General features: G+C 37.9%; 22 protein-coding genes. 21 read left to right on the forward strand and 1 reads right to left on the reverse strand.

Annotation, left to right across the window (positions count from 1 at the left end; all coding sequences use genetic code 11):
• Window positions 1-121 precede the first annotated feature (121 nt).
• From BKP57_RS22985 to cccB, 18 genes are all read left to right on the forward strand, one after another.
• Entirely contained in the window at window positions 122-553 is a 432-nt protein-coding gene (locus tag BKP57_RS22985) for a ComF family protein (protein WP_232231223.1), read from the forward strand.
• Between the two features lie 75 nt (window positions 554-628).
• Window positions 629-1,033, forward strand: coding sequence for a TIGR03826 family flagellar region protein (locus tag BKP57_RS17845; protein WP_050352315.1), 405 nt, complete (start codon window positions 629-631; stop codon window positions 1,031-1,033).
• Between the two features lie 562 nt (window positions 1,034-1,595).
• On the forward strand, window positions 1,596-1,859 hold the full coding sequence (gene flgM, locus BKP57_RS17850; protein ID WP_050352316.1) for a flagellar biosynthesis anti-sigma factor FlgM: 264 nt from the start codon (window positions 1,596-1,598) through the stop codon (window positions 1,857-1,859).
• 26 nt (window positions 1,860-1,885) lie between these two features.
• On the forward strand, window positions 1,886-2,377 hold the full coding sequence (locus BKP57_RS17855) for a flagellar protein FlgN (RefSeq protein WP_050352317.1): 492 nt from the start codon (window positions 1,886-1,888) through the stop codon (window positions 2,375-2,377).
• 14 nt (window positions 2,378-2,391) lie between these two features.
• Window positions 2,392-3,918: a flagellar hook-associated protein FlgK gene (gene flgK / locus BKP57_RS17860; RefSeq protein ID WP_050352318.1), complete on the forward strand. Its 1,527-nt coding sequence runs from the start codon at window positions 2,392-2,394 to the stop codon at window positions 3,916-3,918.
• Between the two features lie 8 nt (window positions 3,919-3,926).
• Window positions 3,927-4,808 carry a flagellar hook-associated protein FlgL gene (gene flgL, locus BKP57_RS17865; RefSeq protein WP_050352319.1) on the forward strand — a complete coding sequence of 294 codons (882 nt, stop codon included), beginning with the start codon at window positions 3,927-3,929 and terminating at the stop codon, window positions 4,806-4,808.
• 64 nt (window positions 4,809-4,872) lie between these two features.
• The gene (locus BKP57_RS17870; protein ID WP_072742094.1) at window positions 4,873-5,430 is read left to right on the forward strand and encodes a DUF6470 family protein; all 558 of its coding nucleotides are present in this window, start codon (window positions 4,873-4,875) and stop codon (window positions 5,428-5,430) included.
• 109 nt (window positions 5,431-5,539) lie between these two features.
• Complete coding sequence (fliW, locus tag BKP57_RS17875; protein ID WP_072742095.1) at window positions 5,540-5,989, forward strand: flagellar assembly protein FliW; 450 nt, start codon at window positions 5,540-5,542, stop codon at window positions 5,987-5,989.
• 2 nt (window positions 5,990-5,991) lie between these two features.
• Window positions 5,992-6,210, forward strand: coding sequence for a carbon storage regulator CsrA (gene csrA / locus BKP57_RS17880; protein ID WP_050352322.1), 219 nt, complete (start codon window positions 5,992-5,994; stop codon window positions 6,208-6,210).
• Window positions 6,211-6,468: 258 nt separating this feature from the next.
• On the forward strand, window positions 6,469-6,834 hold the full coding sequence (flaG, locus tag BKP57_RS17885) for a flagellar protein FlaG (RefSeq protein WP_232231226.1): 366 nt from the start codon (window positions 6,469-6,471) through the stop codon (window positions 6,832-6,834).
• Window positions 6,835-6,917: 83 nt separating this feature from the next.
• Window positions 6,918-8,393: a flagellar hook-associated protein 2 gene (locus BKP57_RS17890; protein WP_306423709.1), complete on the forward strand. Its 1,476-nt coding sequence runs from the start codon at window positions 6,918-6,920 to the stop codon at window positions 8,391-8,393.
• A 20-nt stretch (window positions 8,394-8,413) separates the two neighbouring features.
• Window positions 8,414-8,815 carry a flagellar export chaperone FliS gene (gene fliS, locus BKP57_RS17895; protein WP_050352323.1) on the forward strand — a complete coding sequence of 134 codons (402 nt, stop codon included), beginning with the start codon at window positions 8,414-8,416 and terminating at the stop codon, window positions 8,813-8,815.
• Window positions 8,815-9,168, forward strand: coding sequence for a flagellar protein FliT (locus tag BKP57_RS17900; RefSeq protein ID WP_050352324.1), 354 nt, complete (start codon window positions 8,815-8,817; stop codon window positions 9,166-9,168). The genes fliS and BKP57_RS17900 overlap by 1 nt, the downstream gene beginning before the upstream one ends.
• A 196-nt stretch (window positions 9,169-9,364) precedes the next feature.
• A complete protein-coding gene (gene hpf / locus BKP57_RS17905; protein WP_050352325.1) occupies window positions 9,365-9,922 on the forward strand; it encodes a ribosome hibernation-promoting factor, HPF/YfiA family in 558 nt (185 codons plus the stop codon).
• A 655-nt stretch (window positions 9,923-10,577) separates the two neighbouring features.
• Complete coding sequence (locus BKP57_RS22320) at window positions 10,578-10,727, forward strand: hypothetical protein (protein ID WP_156875375.1); 150 nt, start codon at window positions 10,578-10,580, stop codon at window positions 10,725-10,727.
• A gap of 659 nt (window positions 10,728-11,386) precedes the next feature.
• Window positions 11,387-13,897 (forward strand): preprotein translocase subunit SecA, encoded by a 2,511-nt coding sequence (gene secA, locus BKP57_RS17910; protein ID WP_050352326.1) that lies wholly within the window; start codon window positions 11,387-11,389, stop codon window positions 13,895-13,897.
• A 74-nt stretch (window positions 13,898-13,971) separates the two neighbouring features.
• Window positions 13,972-15,073 (forward strand): peptide chain release factor 2 gene (gene prfB, locus BKP57_RS17915; protein WP_128743556.1). Its coding sequence is split into 2 segments (ribosomal slippage): window positions 13,972-14,043 and window positions 14,045-15,073, totalling 1,101 coding nucleotides; the frame shifts between segments, so codons are not numbered across the junction.
• Window positions 15,074-15,248: 175 nt separating this feature from the next.
• Window positions 15,249-15,605: a cytochrome c551 gene (gene cccB, locus BKP57_RS17920; RefSeq protein WP_050353508.1), complete on the forward strand. Its 357-nt coding sequence runs from the start codon at window positions 15,249-15,251 to the stop codon at window positions 15,603-15,605.
• Between the two features lie 190 nt (window positions 15,606-15,795).
• Here cccB and BKP57_RS22325 read toward each other — a convergent pair whose 3' ends face one another.
• A complete protein-coding gene (locus tag BKP57_RS22325; protein ID WP_076361912.1) occupies window positions 15,796-16,005 on the reverse strand; it encodes a hypothetical protein in 210 nt (69 codons plus the stop codon).
• 493 nt (window positions 16,006-16,498) lie between these two features.
• Between BKP57_RS22325 and ftsE the strand changes: the two genes are divergently transcribed.
• The 3 genes from ftsE to BKP57_RS17935 all read left to right on the forward strand — a co-directional run bounded on the left by ftsE (window position 16,499) and on the right by BKP57_RS17935 (window position 19,601).
• On the forward strand, window positions 16,499-17,185 hold the full coding sequence (gene ftsE, locus BKP57_RS17925) for a cell division ATP-binding protein FtsE (RefSeq protein WP_050352327.1): 687 nt from the start codon (window positions 16,499-16,501) through the stop codon (window positions 17,183-17,185).
• Entirely contained in the window at window positions 17,175-18,068 is an 894-nt protein-coding gene (gene ftsX, locus BKP57_RS17930; RefSeq protein ID WP_050352328.1) for a permease-like cell division protein FtsX, read from the forward strand. The genes ftsE and ftsX overlap by 11 nt, the downstream gene beginning before the upstream one ends.
• 102 nt (window positions 18,069-18,170) lie before the next feature.
• A complete protein-coding gene (locus BKP57_RS17935) occupies window positions 18,171-19,601 on the forward strand; it encodes a murein hydrolase activator EnvC family protein (RefSeq protein ID WP_050352329.1) in 1,431 nt (476 codons plus the stop codon).
• The last annotated feature ends 371 nt before the right edge of the window (window positions 19,602-19,972 follow it).

Below are 19,972 nucleotides of genomic sequence, written 5' to 3' on the forward strand. Positions count from 1 at the left end.
TTGTTTAAGATGTAGTCGAAGAAGTGATGTGCCAAAGTGTATAGACTGTTTACAGTGGGGGAAATTTCCCGGGAAGGATACTTTAAAATGTAATTATTCAATTTATCAATACAATGAATTTATGCAAGATATCATAACGAAATGGAAATATCGAGGGGATTATGAGCTAGGATATATATTTAAAAACGCATGTCGTACGCATTTCCGGAAAATGATGCAAACGACTGCTAAAACGCATCTGGCTATTCCCATTCCTTTAAGTGTAGAAAGACAAGTGGAACGCGGATTTAATCAAGCCGAAATGCTTGCACAATTTTTGCCTATTCCAAAAGCTGCTTACTTACAACGGGTGACCAGTGAAAAGCAAGCAAAGAAAACGAGAAGTGAAAGGATGGAATCAGCGAATCCGTTTCGATTAAAAAAACCTATTAACAAACCTGTTATTTTAGTCGATGATATATATACAACAGGTACGACTTTAAGACATGCTGCAAAGGTGTTGATAGAGCATGGTTGCCCTGAGGTAATCTCCTTTACGCTTATTCGAAGTTAACATGTAGACATGTTATACTAAAAAATAATGCTTGAAGCGTTTCAGTATTTGATTTTGAAAGTGAGGGAATGATTTATGGCAGAGTTAGCAAACTGTTCTCGTTGTGATCGTTTATTTTTGAAAGGAACACGTTCTATTTGCCAAGATTGCTATCAAGAAGAAGAAAAAGCGTTTCAAACGGTTTATCAATTTATGCGTCAGCGAAAAAATAGACAAGCGACGATGCCAGAGATTATTGAAAACACAGGAGTAGATGAGGAGTTAATTATTAAATTTATTAAAGAGAAGCGATTATTACCATCAGAATTTCCTAATATAGGCTACCCATGCAGTCATTGCGGTACCCGGATCACTGCAGGTAATTTATGTGTTTCATGTCGGGAAAATCTAAAAAAAGATTTACAACAGTATGAACAAAAAGAAAGAAAGATGGAAGAGGAAAGAGAAAAACAAAGAACGTATTACATGTTTGATGATTAAATGGGCAAAGAAGCATGCCGGTATGATATGTTAAAAGATGTGAGACTAAAAATGGGTATTTCAGAACTTTTATCCCATATCTAAGGTGCTGTAAGACTCCTACTTCAGGAGTTGGATAATCTGTACTGCAACAAGTCTAAGTGGGAGATAACAGCACCTAAATGCCCGATTTCGTAAAAAGCATTTAGGTCATACCATTACAGTATTAACAAGCCGTGGGGGATGAATGAAAGCTCCTACTGATTGAAGATTCGCTTTATCGGAATATAAGATCCCATAAGACCCTGCTTTGGGGAATCCGAGAGTGTAATTGGGTTATAACGGTACCTAAATTTTCGATTCATTCAAGTGCCTTCTTTTGGTCATACCCTTGCAGCACTAACAAACAATGGTGGGATAAAAGAAAAACCTCACGGATTGAAAGTTGACTTTTTAGAAAAGTTAGCACGTTTTTTTACCTCAGCTTTTGAATAATCGATTTAATAATTATTTATTTTACCCGATAATAAAAGTAGAGTAGCATATTGCCAACGGAAACTGTCTTTAAAGAGGTGAAGTGGAAGTGAAAATAAATGGACCTAATCAATCCGACTTTAACCCGTACCATAAGCAGCAAATCCCTAAACAATTGGAAGTTAAACGAGAAATGAAAAAGGATCAATTGGAAATATCAAGTAAAGCAAAGCAATTGCACAAGGGACATAAGGAAAACGAAGCGAGAACTGCTCATGTAGAGCGGTTAAAAGCAATGATCGAATCTGGTGATTACAAGATTTCTTATGATCAGACAGCACAGAAGATGATTGATTTCTTCTCTGGTAAGTAAATGAGTCGTATAAAGGAGGGATTTGCTTGAGCCTACAATCCATTTTGGACCTATTGGAACGACTGTTGCATCTGCATATGGAACTAATAGAGCTCGCAAAGAAAAAAACAGAGGTTGTAAAGACCGGTGACGTAGATACATTATCATCTATTTTAGCAGCGGAGCGGAAGCAGATCAGAAAAATTGAAAAAGCCGAGAAGGAAAGGCAACACGAAATGGCAGCTTGGTTTGCAGCAAATCAGTGCCAAGATCAGGATCACACTGTTACGACGCTTTTGTCGCTTGTGAAATCCGGAGAAGAAAAAGAGAAGCTAGTGGAGTTAACCACTCTATTAACAAAGTCTATGACAGAGTTGAAACAGCAAGAACAGTTAAATTATATGTTAATTCAGCAATCTTTACAGTTTGTTCAATTTTCTCTTAATGTGATGAATCCATCGATTCAATCAGTGAATTATGGAACGACTGAAAATCAGACGAGATCTGTAAAACAGTCATTATTTGACTCAAAGGTTTAATAGGAGGTCGAGAGATGAGTAGTTTTCATGGATTAGAAATGGCAAAACAGGCGCTATTTGCTCAGCAGTCAGCGCTATATACAACTGGACATAATATTTCAAATGCCAATACAGAAGGTTATACGAGGCAGCGAGTGAATTTTGAAACGCTGAGTCCTTATCCTGCAGCGTCTAGAAATCGCCCGGAAATTCCTGGTCAAATGGGAACAGGAGTTGAGGCAGGCTCTGTTCAACGTGTACGCAATAAGTTTTTAGACTATCAATTTCGTTCTGAAAACGGAAGATTAGGGTATTGGACAACGAAATCAGAAGCGCTAAGCAAGATGGAAGCACTTTTAAATGAGCCGTCTAAAAATGGGCTAGCAAAAACGATTGATAAATTCTGGAATTCGTTACAGGATTTGGCAGTGAATCCTGGTAATACAGGAGCACGATCAGTTGTTGCTAATCGCGGATTGGCGGTTGCAGAAACGTTTCAGTATCTATCAAAATCTTTAACGTCGCATCGATCAGATCTTAAAAATCAAATCGGTACGTCTGTGGAAAATGCAAATTCTTTGTTACGGCAAATTGGCAGTCTTAACGAGCAAATTAGTGAGCTAGAGCCGCACGGTTATTTACCAAATGATTTATACGACCGTCGTGACAAGCTTATCGATGAATTGTCAAATATAATGAATATAAAAGTTACATACTCAAAGAGCAGTGAAAGTTCACCTCATATTGCCGATGGCATTGCTACTATTGAGGTTGTAGACAATGATGGCAACTCTTTTCAGCCAAACGTCATTTTAGTAAATGGAAATCCTGGTCAAGAACAGATAAATGAATTGACAGTGGAGTATGGAAATGATCCATATGCTCCGGTTACTAGTTTTAATGTAAATGGCGAACAACTAAATATCCTTGAATCTAATGGTTCTTTAGGGGGTTTAATTGCTTCTTATGGCCATGATATAGATGGAGACGGTACGATTCAAGGTACGTATACGGATATGTTGACTAATTTAGATAAAATGGCAACTACGATGGCTAAAGCGTTTAATAGTGTACATAGAAATGGAAAAGCGTTGGACGGTACGGATGGAGTTGACTTTTTCGTTTTTAAAGACAGTGAAAGCGGAGCTGCTGGAATTACCGTTAACCCAGATATAATGGAAGAACCCGATTTGATTGCTGCAAGTACGAATGAAACGAATGGAGAAGGGGCTAATGCACTAGCTCTTTCCAAAGTGTTTAATGATAGATCACTAGAGGGGGACCCTCTGGGCGAAAATACTTCTATTAACAGTTTTTATGACTCCCTAATTGGGGAGATGGGGGTACAAGCAGAAGAAGCTAATCGTATGAACGAAAATACTGCCATTCTTCGAGCGCAAGTAGAGAATGAGCGGATGTCTATAAGCAGTGTATCCTTAGATGAAGAAATGTCGAATATGATTAAATTTCAGCATGCATACAATGCTGCTGCTAGAAGCATGACGACCATCGATGAAATGCTCGATCGTATCATCAATAATATGGGAATTGTTGGGAGGTAGATGATAGTATGCGAATTACCCAGAGTATGCTTTCAAATAATATGTTACGAAATTTGTCCAATAGTTATACGAAGCTAGATACGTATATGGAGCAATTAAGTACAGGCAAAAAAATTAATCGCCCTTCAGATAATCCGGTTGTTGCAATGAAAGGGATCAATTATCGTAGACAGGAAAATGAAGCAGAACAGTATTTACGAAATACAGGTGAAGCGCGTAATTGGATGGATAATTCTGATGCTGCGCTTGATAAGGCGACGAAAGCGATGCAAAAGCTGCGTGAATTGGCTGTGAAAGCAAGTAATGGAACGAACGACAAAGAAGAATATGCGAGCATGAAAGAAGAGGCCAAACAATTAAAAGAACATTTAATTAGTTTGGCGGATACGCAAGTAAATGGCAAATATATCTTTAATGGAACGGACACGACGAATTCACCTTTTGATAAAAATGGTGTCTTCTCTCCTAATACCGATCCAGTAAATATCCCAATTTCCGCTGGCTCGGAGTTACAAGTTAACATGGATGGAGAAGCAGTATTTGGAAATGGGTTATTTGATAAAGTTGATTCATTTATTCAAAAGCTTGAAAATAGCGATATGGAAAATATAGAAGAGACGATTGGTGAAAGTATTTCAGAGCTCGATTCTGGAGTCAACCAAATTATTGATGCAAGAGCAGGGCTAGGGGCAAGAATGAATCGGTTGGAACTGGTGGAAAACAGGCTGGGCGATCAGAAAATAATGGCAACAAAAATGATGTCAGATAACGAAGATGTTAATTTTGCTGAAGCGATAACAAATTTAATCAAGCAGGAAAGTCTGCACCGAGCTGCATTATCAGCAGGTTCTCGAATTATCCAGCCTTCCCTTGTTGATTTCTTGAGATAACAATAAAACCCTGTCCCAGTTTGGGTCACAGGGTTTCCGTTATGTAGAAAGGAAACGGTTAGTTATGAAGATACCGAAACTGAAAATGACATCGCAAATGGCACAAATTGAAATTCAACAAACAGCAGCGAAACAAACGATCCGTCAGCCGAAAGCAGAAATGTCGATTCAACAGCCAAAGGCAGAAATAAAGATGCGCACAACGCCTGCTAAATTGACAATTGATCAAACAAAGGCATTTGCTGATATGAATCTGATGTCTATTTTTCAACGCAATTACCAATTTGCAAGCGATGGAAAGCAGGCTGTACTAGAAGGAATAGAGAGACGCGCACGGCAAGGATCAGAGCTTATGAAGATTGAACAGAAAGGGAATCCGCTTATTTCGCAGGCAAAGGCAAATGCACAGCCACCTATGAAAAGATTAGGGATCACTTTCATACCATCTGTTTTTTCTGTAAAAACGAGCTATCAACCGTCCCAGCTTAAGATAGAAGTACATACTAAATCACCGGTTATAAATATAAAACCAAACGCTGCACAACATGATTATGAGCCGGGCGATGTGACCACAAAGATGAAGCAATATCAGGATTTAAAAATAGAAGTGGTAAACAATTAAAGTTATTTTTAACTGGATGAAAAAGCGGGACGACTGAAAAATGACGGGGTTTTCATTTCTGTACTAAAGTATGCGATTCAACGAAACAGATGGAAAGGGGAGACACGACATGCGTATGGATACAAAATATTTTGGGGAAGTGGACATTTTATCTACGAGCATTATTCATTTCCCTACAGGTGTATTAGGTTTTCAGCAGGAAACAGAATTTGTTTTACTTGATTTTCCTAATCCATCTATATTTCAAATATTACAATCTACGAAATCCAAAGAAACTGCCTTTATTGTAATAAATCCATATCATATGTATCCAGATTATACATTTAAACTGGATGAAAGCACTGTACAAGCATTACAATTGATTGATGAATCCGACATTATGGTTCTATCGATTGTAACTCTGAAGGAGCCTTTTAAGGATAGCACGATGAATTTACAAGCGCCCATTATTATTAATGCAAGCAAATTATCTGGGAAACAGTTTGTAATTAATACGAATGAATATATGACAAGAGCGCCCATTACCATTAGCGATCCTTTAATGGCGAAAGGAGAATAAGCATGCTTGTATTAACTCGTAAACGTAGTGAAGCCATTCAAATTGGTGAAGACATTGAAGTGAAAGTGCTTGGGATTGAAGGGGATCAAGTGAAGATAGGAATAAGTGCTCCTTCATCTGTAGATATTTATCGGAAGGAGATTTATTTGGATATTATGCATGAAAACAATCAAGCTGCAAACATACCAAATGAATTAGTAAATTTATTAAAGAAAACATAGAACTTGTTCATGTGGCATGTTGGATAAACGGTAAATAGAGCCGAGTTAAATTAAGCTGAAGCTTTTAAAAAAACCGGTGTGACGTTGCTTTCCAATGTTCATCATTTCGGTAGTTTCTAAGTCATGACAGACAGATAAAAAAGGAAGCAAATTAGATCAAAGTTCCATTTTACAGCAATTTTTCAGTAACTCTGTTAAATAATCGCTTTAATAAGTTCCCTGCTGTTCCGATATAAAAATAAAAAGGTTGTGAAGCAGATGGATATGCGATTAGAACGCGTTGTTGCCGGATCACATCCTAAGTTACAAAGTCAGAACGACCGGCTAGTGGTTATGAAAGAAGCAATGAAAATCAGTGACAAGCAGAGTAACGGTGACCAAGGACCCTCTATTGTTGTAACGAAAGATAAGTTAAAAACAGCTGTAGAAAGATTGAACAAATTTATTGAACCGTTACGGACAGATTTACGATTCAAATATCATGAAAAGCTGAACGAATATTACGTGGCAGTCGTTAATCCGTTGACAGACGAAATTATTAAAGAAATTCCGCCTAAAAAAATGTTAGATATGTATGCGGATATGGCAGAGTTTATGGGAATATTAATTGACGAAAAAATTTAGGACATGTTTAACATGTGTACAAGTAACGTTTAGAGCGGGTTTTGAACAACCTAACATAATTAATGCGTAAAAGGTGGAGAAGTATGATGGTTATGCGTGTTGGTGGCTTGGCAAGTGGAATGGATATTGAAGCAATCGTAGATAAGTTAATGAATGCGGAACGAATCCCATTAAATAAATTGGAGCAGGACCGTACGAAACTCGAGTGGAAAAGGGATGCATTTCGAGAAATTAATAGTAAACTAACTGAGCTAGATAATTTAATGATTGAAATGAAAAAAAGCATAGCATATAACGCAAAGAGTGTTAGTTCCTCACTGCAAGATGCCGTAACTGCAACAGCGAACGCAGATACTGCTAATGGTACATATCAAATTAAGGTCAATCAATTAGCAAGTACGGCTATTAATGTGAGTAAAAACGAATTGACTATCAAACCGACAGATAAACTAACAGCAGGAGAAAAAGTTACATTTAATACAGTGAATGAAAAGGGGGAGACGCAAGAGTATACATATGAAATTAAAGCAGGTGATACATTATCAGATGTGTTAAAGAAAATATCGCGTGACGATAATAATGTTCGCATGTTTTATGATGAATCTAGTAATAAAGTAATGATGGAAACAACAAGAACGGGTAATTATCGAGATGGCGCTGAAATTCAATTTGCCGAAGATTCATTTTTAGCTGAAGTTCTTCAAATGGATATGAGTAAGGAAAAAGGCGGAACGAACGCGAAATTTGAGTACAATAATAGCGGGTTAGAGATGGAGTCCAAAACAAATTCCTATAAGTTAGGCGATAAATTGACATTTGAATTTAAGCAAACGACAGATGGTAAAAATGCAAGCCTTACGGTTACAAATGATGTAGAAGCTTCGTACGAAAAGATCATGAAGTTTGTTGATAAATATAACGAAGTTGTTGAAGCGTTAAATAGTTCGCAGCTTGAGGAACGCTATCGCGATTTTCTACCATTAACCGAAGAACAGAAGAAAGATATGTCTGAGAGTGAAATTGAGCTGTGGGAAGAACGGGCTAAAAGTGGACTGTTACGTGGTGATACTACAATATCTGGTGGATTGTCTAACTTGCGTTCCAGTTGGTATGCTAAGGTGGAAACTGGTGGTGAGTATACTTCATTAACTCAGGTTGGGATTCAAACATCTAAAGACTACTTAGATGGTGGGAAGCTAATCGTTAATGAAGGAAAGTTAAAATCAGCGCTTCGTGAGAATCCTGCAGACGTTCAAAAGCTATTTACTAATAGCGATGAAGGAGAATCACGTGGACTCATTCAACGTTTAGATGATGCCTTAGAAGTTACAAAGAAACAAATTGGTAAAAAAGCTGGCAGTGTGCTAACACCTTCATTGGAAAGCTATACGTTAGGGAAACAAATGAAGGAGCTAGATGAACGCATAGAGGCTTTTGAAACTCGGCTTACACAAGTGGAAACCCGCTACTGGAAACAATTTACTGCGATGGAAAAAGCAATATCTCGTATGAACCAACAGTCAGCACAGCTATTGTCCCAATTCGGTGGTGGCATGTAATTAAGATGGGAGTGAACAGTATGTCCTTCAATAAACAACATCAAGCTTACCAAAACAACGCGGTTAATACAGCATCGAGTTCAGAATTAACCTTAATGCTGTACAACGGTTGTATTAAGTTTATCAAACAGGCAATGAGAGATATAGAAGGCAATCAGTTCGAAGCTAAAAATACCAATATCCAAAAGGCGCAAAATATTATTCGTGAGTTGATGATTACTTTAGATGTGGAAGTGGATATTTCACACCAGTTTATGTCACTTTATGAATATATGTTCCACCGATTAACGGAAGCGAATATGCACAATGATAAAACCGCTTTGGAAGAAGTGCTGGAATTTGCTATCGAGTTTCGCGACACATGGAAGCAAGTTATCTTGCAAACAAGAAAAAATCAATATACTAAAGGTGCTCATGTATAATGAACCGTTTAATATCCCTATACAACATAACCGAAGAATTATATGACCTCCTGCAACAAGAAACGGATTCTAAGGAACGAGAAGCCCTAATTGCGAAAGTGAATAATTTAATGGAGGAGCGAGGCGAGCAAATGGATTTACTGTCACCCCCGTATTCAGAAGCAGAAAAAGCAACAGCTCAAGAAGTGATTCGATTAAACCAATTGATTGAACAATGCATGCTTTCGTTATTTGATGCATTAAAACTAGAAATGAAACAGATGAAAAAACAAAAACAGTCGAATCGTAAGTATGCTAATCCTTATGAAACGATACAAGCTCGAGATGGAATGTTTTTAGATCGAAAAAAATAAAACCATTGCAATGAACTAAAACGTCTAAAGGTCACACATAATCCATTTGTAAACCTACTGTAAATAGGTTAGATATGTATGTAGCAAGGGTTTTACGATTTAAATTAACGGTTCATTAACATTTTAATAGTTTTAACAGGAAATTTGATGGAAAACGTTGTATAATGAGAGTATCAGGAGAAAGGAGGACACTGATATGAACTTTAACATACGTGGTGAAAATCTTGAGGTTACGGAAGCTATACGTGATTATGTGGAGAAAAAAATAGGCAAACTAGAAAGGTATTTTGATACTCCACCAACTTCCGAAGTACATGTGAATTTAAGTGTCTACAATGATGAGCAAAGGATTGAAGTTACGATCCCGATGACTAATTTGCTACTACGCGGCGAGGTACAGCATGTCGACCTCTACGCAGCTATTGATTTAGTTGTCGATAAACTGGAAAGACAAATAAGAAAACATAAAACTAAAGTGAATAGAAAATTCAGACAAAAAGGATCTCCAAAGCATGTTTTTGCAGAATTGGAAAAAGATGCTTTGAATGGGGAGCAGGAAGAGGAATCTTCTGAAATAGAAATTGTTAGAACCAAACGGTTTGACTTAAAACCAATGGATTCAGAAGAAGCGGTGCTACAAATGGATATGTTGGGTCATTCGTTTTATGTTTTTGAAAACGCTGTGAACGGTGATACTAACGTTGTTTATCGCCGAAAAGACGGAAAATACGGATTGATTGAACCGAACGCTTAAATGATAAAAATAGGTTTGAAAATAAAGTGAATCTTCAATTAATGGGGGATTTTCATTCATCCCCCACTAATTGTTAGTAGTCCAAAGGCATGACCCTCGTACGAAATAGGGCATTTAGGTGCTGCTATCTCCCACTTAGACTTGTTTATCCACCCCTTCAAGTGGGAGTCTTACAGCACCTTATATGCGGGGTGAAATTCAAAAAAGAAGAAGACCAGCTGTTTTTACAGCTGGTTTTTGGTATTCCAAAAAAGTGATTACTAAGTAAAATAGACAAGGAGAGGAATTAACATATAGACTGATGTCTAATACTAAAAAGTTAATCATCATTCTATGTTTCTTTTAGAAAGTTGAAGTTAGTGAAATAAGAGAGTACGACCGATTAGAACTATGCAATAAGAAATCAAATTAGGAATTGAATCAATCAGAGATTACTAATCTCAGTAAAAAATGTCGAAAATTGGTGTCGAAAATACTAAATTCAAAAAACGCTTTCATAATAATGGACAAAAAAACCAAAAAGGACCTTTTGGCTAGGTGTTTTATCCTGTCTATTGAAGAATAATGTCGACTTTATACCTAAAATTAAAAATCGACGATTAGCTTAATCAAGTTCGTATGTGATATAAATTATATAAGAGCAGGAGGTGGGTAATTGGAACAAGGTGAAACTATTCGCTTACAGCAACTTTATCAAAAAGTGGAACAGCATGAGAGAACAATCAGCCAACTTGTGGAGATTATAGCTGTGTTAAATCGACAAATAGCAGTACTAAAGGAGGGAACAATAAAACTAGAGCGATAAAAGTCTCCCTGTCACATCTCCCCGTACTAAAGCAAGAACCTCCATATATCCTCTGTTATCCTCTCTAAAAAGAGTGGTTCATCCCCGGACCACTCTTTTATATTTGTAGGAAGTCGCTGGGGGTTTTTTATGTTTTTTGGTAATTACATTATTTCATACACCAGGAAACTATAAAATGAGGTGCTTGTGGATAACGAAATAACCGGATAGCCACGTTCGGCTCCATCGCCCAGCAACTAGGCGACCGCCAAGTTATTCTAATGCTAGAATATGGACTGTTGCGCTGCCGTAGCTTTCCTTGTTCTATGGAAATCTAGCAGTCGAAACTTCCTTAGGAAGCTGTTCTTTGCTTCTTAGGAAGTGGAGGCTCTCGCTGCGAAAAGTGAAGGCGATACACTTCGGCTTTAGGAGTAATCATTTTTCAAGAAAATTCATTAAATTGTATAAAAGCAAGAAAATACATGACTGACTTGTTTTTGTGTTCCAAGTTGTCATCTATCTTTAGAAAGTGTTATGATAAATGTTGGATGAAAATATTTAAACTAGCAATATCCATATATGCTCTGTCCATTTGATTTTAAATAAAAAATGTATAGGCAATATGGTATCTAAATGAATTGAAATTCCTTATTTTTGATAAATATTGAGGTGCTGCATAAATGGCTGGAATATTACAGAAAATTTTTGGTGATGGAACGCAACGACAATTAAAACGACTACAGAAAATTGTCGACCAAATTGAGGCGTTAGAACCGGAAATGGAAAAGTTTTCCGATAACCAATTACAACAGAAAACGAAAGAATTTAAAACTAGATATCAAAATGGTGAGTCCCTCGACGATATGCTTGTGGAAGCATATGCTGTTGTTCGAGAGGCGGCAAGACGTGTATTAGGTATGCGTCCGTTCCAAACACAGTTAATGGGAGCTATCGCTTTACATGAAGGCAACATTGCTGAAATGAAAACAGGGGAAGGGAAAACATTAGCTTCGACGATGCCTGCGTATTTAAATGCAATAGCTGGTAAAGGCGTGCATATTATTACGGTAAACGATTATTTGGCAAGTCGTGATGCAAAGGAAATGGGCGTACTTTACGAATTCCTCGGTTTAACAGTTGGATTAAATGGCAATGGTCTTACAAAAGAACAAAAACGGGAAGCTTATTATCAGGATATTACTTATGGTACAAACAATGAATATGGATTTGACTATTTACGTGATAATATGGTCTTGTACAAAGAACAGATGGTCCAACGCCCATTGAATTATGCAATTATTGACGAGGTTGACTCTATTTTAATTGATGAAGCGAGAACACCATTAATTATTTCGGGATCTGCGAAAAAATCGGCAAGCTTATATCAGCAGGCAAATGCTTTTGTTAACACATTGACGAAAGATGATTATTCTTACGATGAGAAAACAAAAGGTGTTCAGCTTACAGAAGAAGGAATTAATAAAGCAGAACGCTATTTTTCTATCGAGAATTTGTTCGACTTAAATCACGTTTCTTTAACGCACCACATTAATCAAGCTTTGAAAGCACATGTTTCGATGCATCGTGATGATGATTATGTGGTGGAGGAAGGCGAAGTGGTTATCGTCGACCAATTTACTGGGCGTCTCATGAAAGGACGTCGCTATAGTGATGGACTTCATCAGGCGATTGAAGCAAAAGAAGGTCTGCAAATTCAAAATGAAAGCATGACGTTAGCTTCTATTACGTTTCAAAACTTTTTCCGCATGTACAATAAACTTGCTGGTATGACGGGTACAGCAAAGACGGAAGAAGAAGAATTTAGGAATATTTATAATATGGATGTTATCGCCATTCCAACAAATAAACCAATTATCCGTGACGATAAACCAGATTTAATTTATAAGACGATGGAAGGGAAGTTTCGTGCGGTAATTGAAGAAATCAAAGAACGCCATAAAAAAGGCCAGCCGATTCTTGTAGGTACCGTTGCTGTTGAAACCTCCGAGCTTATCTCAAAAATGCTGAAAAAGGCTGGCATTAAACATGAAGTATTAAATGCCAAGAATCATTTTCGTGAAGCTGAAATTATTGAAAATGCGGGTCAACGCGGGTCGGTTACAATTGCTACTAATATGGCCGGGCGTGGTACAGATATTAAATTAGGCGAAGGCGTTGTTGAATTAGGTGGGCTTGCTGTTATCGGAACGGAACGTCACGAATCAAGGCGTATTGATAACCAGCTACGCGGACGTTCTGGCCGGCAAGGAGACCCTGGTGTTTCTCAGTTCTATCTGTCTATGGAAGATGAACTTATGCGTCGATTTGGCTCCGATAACTTACGTTCGATGATGGATCGATTAGGAATGGAAGACTCCCAGCCAATTGAAAGTAAAATGGTTTCCCGTGCTGTGGAGTCAGCGCAAAAACGAGTGGAAGGAAATAACTTCGACGCTCGTAAAACGGTCTTATCTTATGACGATGTATTGCGAGAGCAACGTGAAATAATTTATAAACAACGCTTTGAAGTTATTGATGCCGAAAGTAATCTTCGCGAGATTATTGAAAATATGATCGCATCCGCATTAGAACGTGTTGTCGCAACACATACCCAAGATGATGATGAAGATAATTGGGATTACAAAGCGATTGTTGATTATGTTACAGGAAACCTACTTGATCCTGAGCAAATAACGGAAGACGATCTCAAAGGGAAAGATCAAGAAGAAATAACGGAATGGATTATGGAAAAAGTAAAAGTACGTTACGATGAAAAAGAACAAGAGTTGACCGAGGAGCAAATGCGTGAGTTTGAAAAAGTGATCCTGCTCCGTACAGTTGATACGAAATGGATGGATCATATTGATCAAATGGATCAGCTTCGCCAAGGTATACATTTACGTGCATATGGACAAAATGATCCGCTAAGGGAGTATCAACTAGAAGGATTTGCGATGTTCGAGTCCATGATTGAAAGTATCGAAGAAGAAGTTGCCAAGTATATTATGAAAGCAGAAATTCGTGATAACCTTCAGCGTCAGGAAGTAGTGAAAAATACACAAGCTGTTTCTGGAGGACAAGAAGAGAGAAAAAAAACACGTAAACCATTTGTGAAGCAGCAGAATGTAGGAAGAAACGATCCTTGCCCTTGTGGTAGTGGCAAAAAATATAAAAATTGTCACGGAAAATAAGTATGTCAAAGCACTCCGAATACGGGGTGCTTTCCTACCGCTTAGACAATAATCAAATGATAGAGGTGATTGCATTGGAACTTACAGATATTAGAAATGAATTAGATAAAATGAGTAACCGAATCAATGACTTTAGGGGGTCTCTTTGACCTAGAAGCAAAAACAGGACGTATTCAGACTTTAGAATTACAGATGACTGCGCCTGAATTTTGGGATGAACAAGATAAAGCGCAACATGTAATAAGTGAAATGAACCACCTAAAAACGTATGTCAATAATTTTTCTAACCTTGAACAGCAACATGATAACTTAGAGGTTTCTTATGAACTTGTTAAGGAAGAGAATGATCAGGAATTATTGGAGGAATTAATTGAAGAACTCCAATCTTTACGTAACCAGCTAAATGACTTTGAGTTACAAATTTTATTAAGTGAACCTTATGACGCAAATAATGCCATTTTAGAATTACATCCTGGAGCAGGTGGTACGGAATCACAAGACTGGGGCAGCATGTTGTTACGGATGTATCAACGCTGGGCTGAAAAAAAGAATTTTCAAGTGGAGACACTAAATTACTTAGCAGGTGATGAGGCCGGAATTAAAAGTGTAACATTGCTTATTAAAGGGCATAATGCTTATGGTTATTTAAAAGCAGAGAAAGGCGTCCATCGCTTAGTACGAATTTCTCCATTTGACTCGTCAGGGCGCAGACACACTTCATTTGTTTCATGTGAAGTAACTCCGGAAATGACAGATGATGTCGATATTGAAGTCAAATCTGAAGATCTAAAAATTGATACGTACCGTGCTAGTGGTGCAGGTGGGCAGCACGTAAATACGACAGATTCTGCTGTCCGTATTACACACGTACCGACGAATACGATTGTTACTTGTCAAAATGAACGTTCACAAATAAAAAATCGTGAAGCAGCCATGAAAATGCTCAAATCAAAATTATATCAGCTGGAGATTGAAAAACAACAACAAGAGTTAGCAGAAATTCGTGGAGAGCAGATGGAGATTGGCTGGGGAAGTCAAATTCGTTCTTATGTTTTTCATCCATATTCTATGGTGAAAGACCATCGCACCAACGTGGAAATCGGTAATACACAAGCTGTAATGGATGGGGAAATTGATCCATTTATCGATGCATATCTTCGGCAACAAGTAAATTAAAGTCTGAATTGATTTTTCATAAATTAGTCATAAATGGCTTTACGTGTTGCTATAGCAGCCTTTAACATTTGCAGATAGCAATATTTGGCATTGGGAAGTGTTTTAAAACAGCAAAAATTGGTTATAATAGAGTTAATGAATCATTAATCAATATTTTGTTAGGGGGATTTGCATGATGAAAAAGTGGTTGTTAGCAATGCTGTTTGGCACAGTGTTGGTACTAGGTGCATGTGGGGGCAACGATGATGATAATGCATCCGAAAAGTCAGCAGATAAGGGAGAAACGCAAACAGAAGAAGGTGGCTCCGTAGATACCGCAGGCGCTGAAAAAATATATGAAAGCAATTGCGCAAGTTGTCACGGTGCAGATCTAAGTGGTGGTAACGGACCTGACTTAACGAAAGTGGGATCTGATTACTCTGCTGAAGAAATTGCAGACATTATTAACAATGGTAAAGGAAGCATGCCAGCAGGGATGGCAACTGGCGATGACGTTCAAGTGCTCGCTGATTGGTTGGCTGAAAAGAAATAGTAGATATAAGAAACAAAGCTTACTTGTTTTATGCCAAGTAAGCTTTTTTTAAATAATAAGAAAGTATAAAGTTTGTTGCTTTGGGATAAGGGAATAACTGAATAGCCACGTCCGGCTTTAGCGCCCAGCAACTAGGCCACTTCACGAAATCGCCCTCGATAAGTCATCATCGGGCTAAGAGGAAGGCCGACTAAAAACGGGCTTGCCGCCCGACGTCGGCATACCCCAGTTTTAGTGGCATGATTCCTAAATCTTTAGTTGATTCGTTCCATTCGCTACGTTGCTGAACGGGCGCTTGCGCCTTTGTTCTTGTATAGGAACCTATAATATGAGGTGCTTGTGGATAACGAAATAACCGAATAGCCACGTCCGGCTCCATCGCCCAACTAGGCGACTTCACGAAGCCGCCCTACGATAAGGCCTCATCGGTTCGTTACGAAGAGGAGGGCCGACTAAAGAAGGGCTTGCCGCCCAGACGTCGGCATACCCCAGTTTTATTGGCATGATTCCTAAATCTTTAGTTGATTCGTTCCATTCGCTACGTTGCTAAACGGGCGCTTGAGTCTTTGTTCATCTGGAAATGTAACGAAAGAACGGTTCCCACTTTCTTTGTCCACATTCGATGTCTCTCCTCTAATAAATAAACCACTTATCCAGCAATAGTTAAATATATCCATCAGCAAGAATAGTGCTAAGTACCCTTGATTTTCTATAAAATGACAATATATTTCATAAACTCCTACCCTTGAAATATAAATGTAATAATTTTATGTCTAAAAATCGTGCAGAAAGATGTTATAATAATATGGAATCACTCCTTACTACTTTTCACGGAGTGATTATTTGATGAATAAACTTGGCACGCTACAATAAAAAATAAAGGTGATTTTTTAATGATAAAAATGAAAGATGTATGTAAAACATATGATAATGGAGTTTCAGCCCTGAATGAAATAAATATAGAAATTGATCGTGGAGAATTTGTCTACATAGTTGGCCCTAGCGGCGCAGGAAAGTCTACATTTATTCGGCTTGTAGTCCGTGAAGTAAAACCAACCAAAGGAACGATTTATGTCAATGATGTTAATGTAAATGAATTAAAAGAAAAGAAAGTGCCGCTACTTCGGAGAGATATTGGTGTCGTTTATCAGGATTTCAAATTGCTTTCCAAACTAACAGTCTATGAAAACGTTGCTTTTGCAATGGAAGTGATTGAATCACCTCCAGCACTTATTCGAACAAGAGTAATGGAAGTACTTGATTTAGTTGGTTTAAAACATAAAGCTAGATCACTACCACAAGAGTTATCTGGCGGTGAACAGCAGCGCGTTTCCATTGCACGTGCTATTGTTAACAACCCTAAAATTGTCATTGCTGACGAACCCACAGGTAACTTAGACCCTGATACATCATGGGGAATTATGAAAGTATTACAGGAAATCAATGATAGAGGAACAACGGTTATTATGGCGACCCATAGTAAGGAAATTGTCAATACCTTTAAAAATCGTGTTATTGCAATTGAAAATGGAGTTATTGTAAGAGACGAACATCGAGGTGAATACGGCTATGAAGTTTAGAACATTTATGCGACATATACGAGAAGGGTTTAAAAATATTAGTCGTAATGGCTGGATGACAATGGCTTCAATTGGTGCAGTGACAACGACATTAATTTTAGTTGCTGCCTTTTTGGCATTAATGCTTAATTTAAATCAAATGGCAGATAACATTGAAAGAGATGTGCAAATTGATGCCATGATTACCCAAACTGCAAACCAAGAAGATATTCAAGCTTTAGGAGAAGCAATTAAAAAAATTGACGGTGTTGATTCAGCTGTCTTTTCTTCTAAAGATGATGAACTGAAGAAATTGATTGACAGCATGGGAGAAGAGGGACAAGCATGGGAAATGTTTGAACAGGACAACCCATTGAATCATGTATATATTGTAAAAACCAAAGACCCTGAAGATACAGCGGCTGTGGCAGAAAAAATTGAACAGATGGACGCTGTACAGGAAGTGGTGTACGGACAAGACGTTGTCAAAAGATTATTTGAATTTAATAAGTACGCAAGAACCATTGGCTTAGTATTGATTATCGGCTTGGTATTTACTGCGATTTTCTTAATCTCAAATACTATTAAAATTACAATTATGGCTAGAAGCAAGGAAATTGGGATTATGAAACTAGTAGGTGCAACGAATGGGTTTATTAGATGGCCATTTTTCGTGGAAGGGTTATTACTAGGTGTATTAGGATCTATCCTTCCAATTGTTATTGTGCTAACTGGGTATTATTACTTGCAAGACATTGTTAGCCAGCAAACGACCTATAAATTTATTAAGATTTTACCATACTCTCCATTCGCCTTTCAGCTTTCGGGAATTGTACTAGCTATTGGAGCAGTCATAGGTGTATGGGGCAGTGTGATGAGCGTAAGGAAGTTCCTTAAAGTGTAAGTTAAATCAATCAACAGCATAGAGAACACAGTTGGTAGAGGTGTCTCTGACATCTCTACGGTGTGTAACATACAAAACTACGGAGGGAAAGGTGAACAAACAATGAGAAAGTTTCCAGTCCTATTGTCAACCATTGTTGCAGCTTCAACTATCACATTATCAACAACTTCAATTTCCGCACAATCGACAGATGATTTAAATAAAAAAATTGATGAGTTACAACAGCAACAAAAAGAGCTTGAACAAAAACGAAATAATTTACAGAGTGACTCTCAACAAACAGATAAAAAGATTAATAAAAACCTAGATAAACAAGATTCCGTAGAAAAAGAAATCAACTCTATTGACACTGACTTGCAAGCAACTTTAAAACAAATCAGTACAAAGGAAACGGAGATAACCAAGACGAACCAACAAGTAGAAGAGTTGACAACACAAATTGAACAATTAAAGAAGGAAATTGCTTTATTAAAAGAACGTATTAAAAAGCGTGAAGCGTTATTAAAGGATCGCCTTCGCAACATCCAGCAAAACGGTGGCGGAATGAAATACATAGAAGTAATTTTAGGATCTAAAAGCTTCGGCGATTTTATTAGTCGCTCTTCCGCTGTAAATACGATTATGGATCAAGATAAATCGATTATGGAACAGCACCAAGCTGATAAAGTAGCGGTGGAAAAAAACAAAATCGATGTAGAAAATAAAAAGACTGAAGTTGAACAGAAGAAGCAGTCTTTACAAAATCAAAAACAAGATTTAGTTGCATTAAAAGGGCAGTTGGATAATCAGCTATCGAAAAAAGAAACATTAATGGCTAGTTTGAAAGATGAACATGAAGAATTGGAAGCATATAAAGTAAGTGTGGAAGAAGAGCAGGAAATATTAGCGCGGCAAGCGGAAGCAGCTGAAAAAGCAAAACAGCTTGCTCAGTCAGAGAAAAGTGAACTAGAGCAGTTAGCTAGAGAGAGAGAAAAGCAACAAGCAGAACAAAAAGCTTCTCCTTCCAAGCCAAGTAATTCTCCAGCTGCTAATAATACTCCAAGTCCTAATCAAGAATCAGGATCCGAATCGGGATCAGGATCAGGATCAAATACGGGTTCAACTCCAGCACCACAAAATAACGGAGGAGTGTTGAATTATCCTATTTCGGCTCCGATTACTTCCCATTATGGTGCGAGGTGGGGAACAATGCACCACGGAACGGATTTTGGAGCCCCAATAGGTACGCCAGTTCGCTCTGCAGCATCTGGGGTAGTTATTATGACAAATACGGAAGCACAAGCAGGTATGTCCGGGTATGGAAATGTTATCTTAGTATCGCACAATATTAATGGACAATCTTATACGACTCTATATGCACACTTGAATAGTATTGGAGTGAGCCAAGGACAAACTGTAAGTGCTGGTCAAGTGATCGGTGCTAGTGGCAACACGGGACAATCCACTGGTCCACACTTACATTTTGAAGTGCACCGTGGCGGCTGGAATGGTGCTAAAAGCAATTCCATTGACCCAATGAGTGTATTAAATTAACTGTGTAGAATATGGAAAAGACATCAATCAATATGCGATTCGATTGATGTCTTTTTTGATTGTATAGCCTATAAAATGAGGTGCTTGGAGATAACGAAATAACCGACTAGTCACGTCCGGCGCATGAGCCCAGCAACGATGCGACTTTAGAAATGCGCCCTACGATAAGTCATCATCGGTTCGTCGCCTCACCGTGATTCCTTTTTCTTTAGTTGATTCGTTCCATTCGCTCGTTGCTAAACGGGCGCTTGCGCCTTTGTTCTGATAACATGTATAATAACATCATAAACATGGGTAGAAATGAAAAGTATCTCATTTATTTCATGCAACTAAAGATTCACTTGTTGAATCAGCTTACTATGCGTTGTATT

The organism is Virgibacillus sp. 6R, from assembly GCF_001895305.1.
GTDB classification, from domain to species: domain Bacteria; phylum Bacillota; class Bacilli; order Bacillales; family Amphibacillaceae; genus Virgibacillus; species Virgibacillus pantothenticus.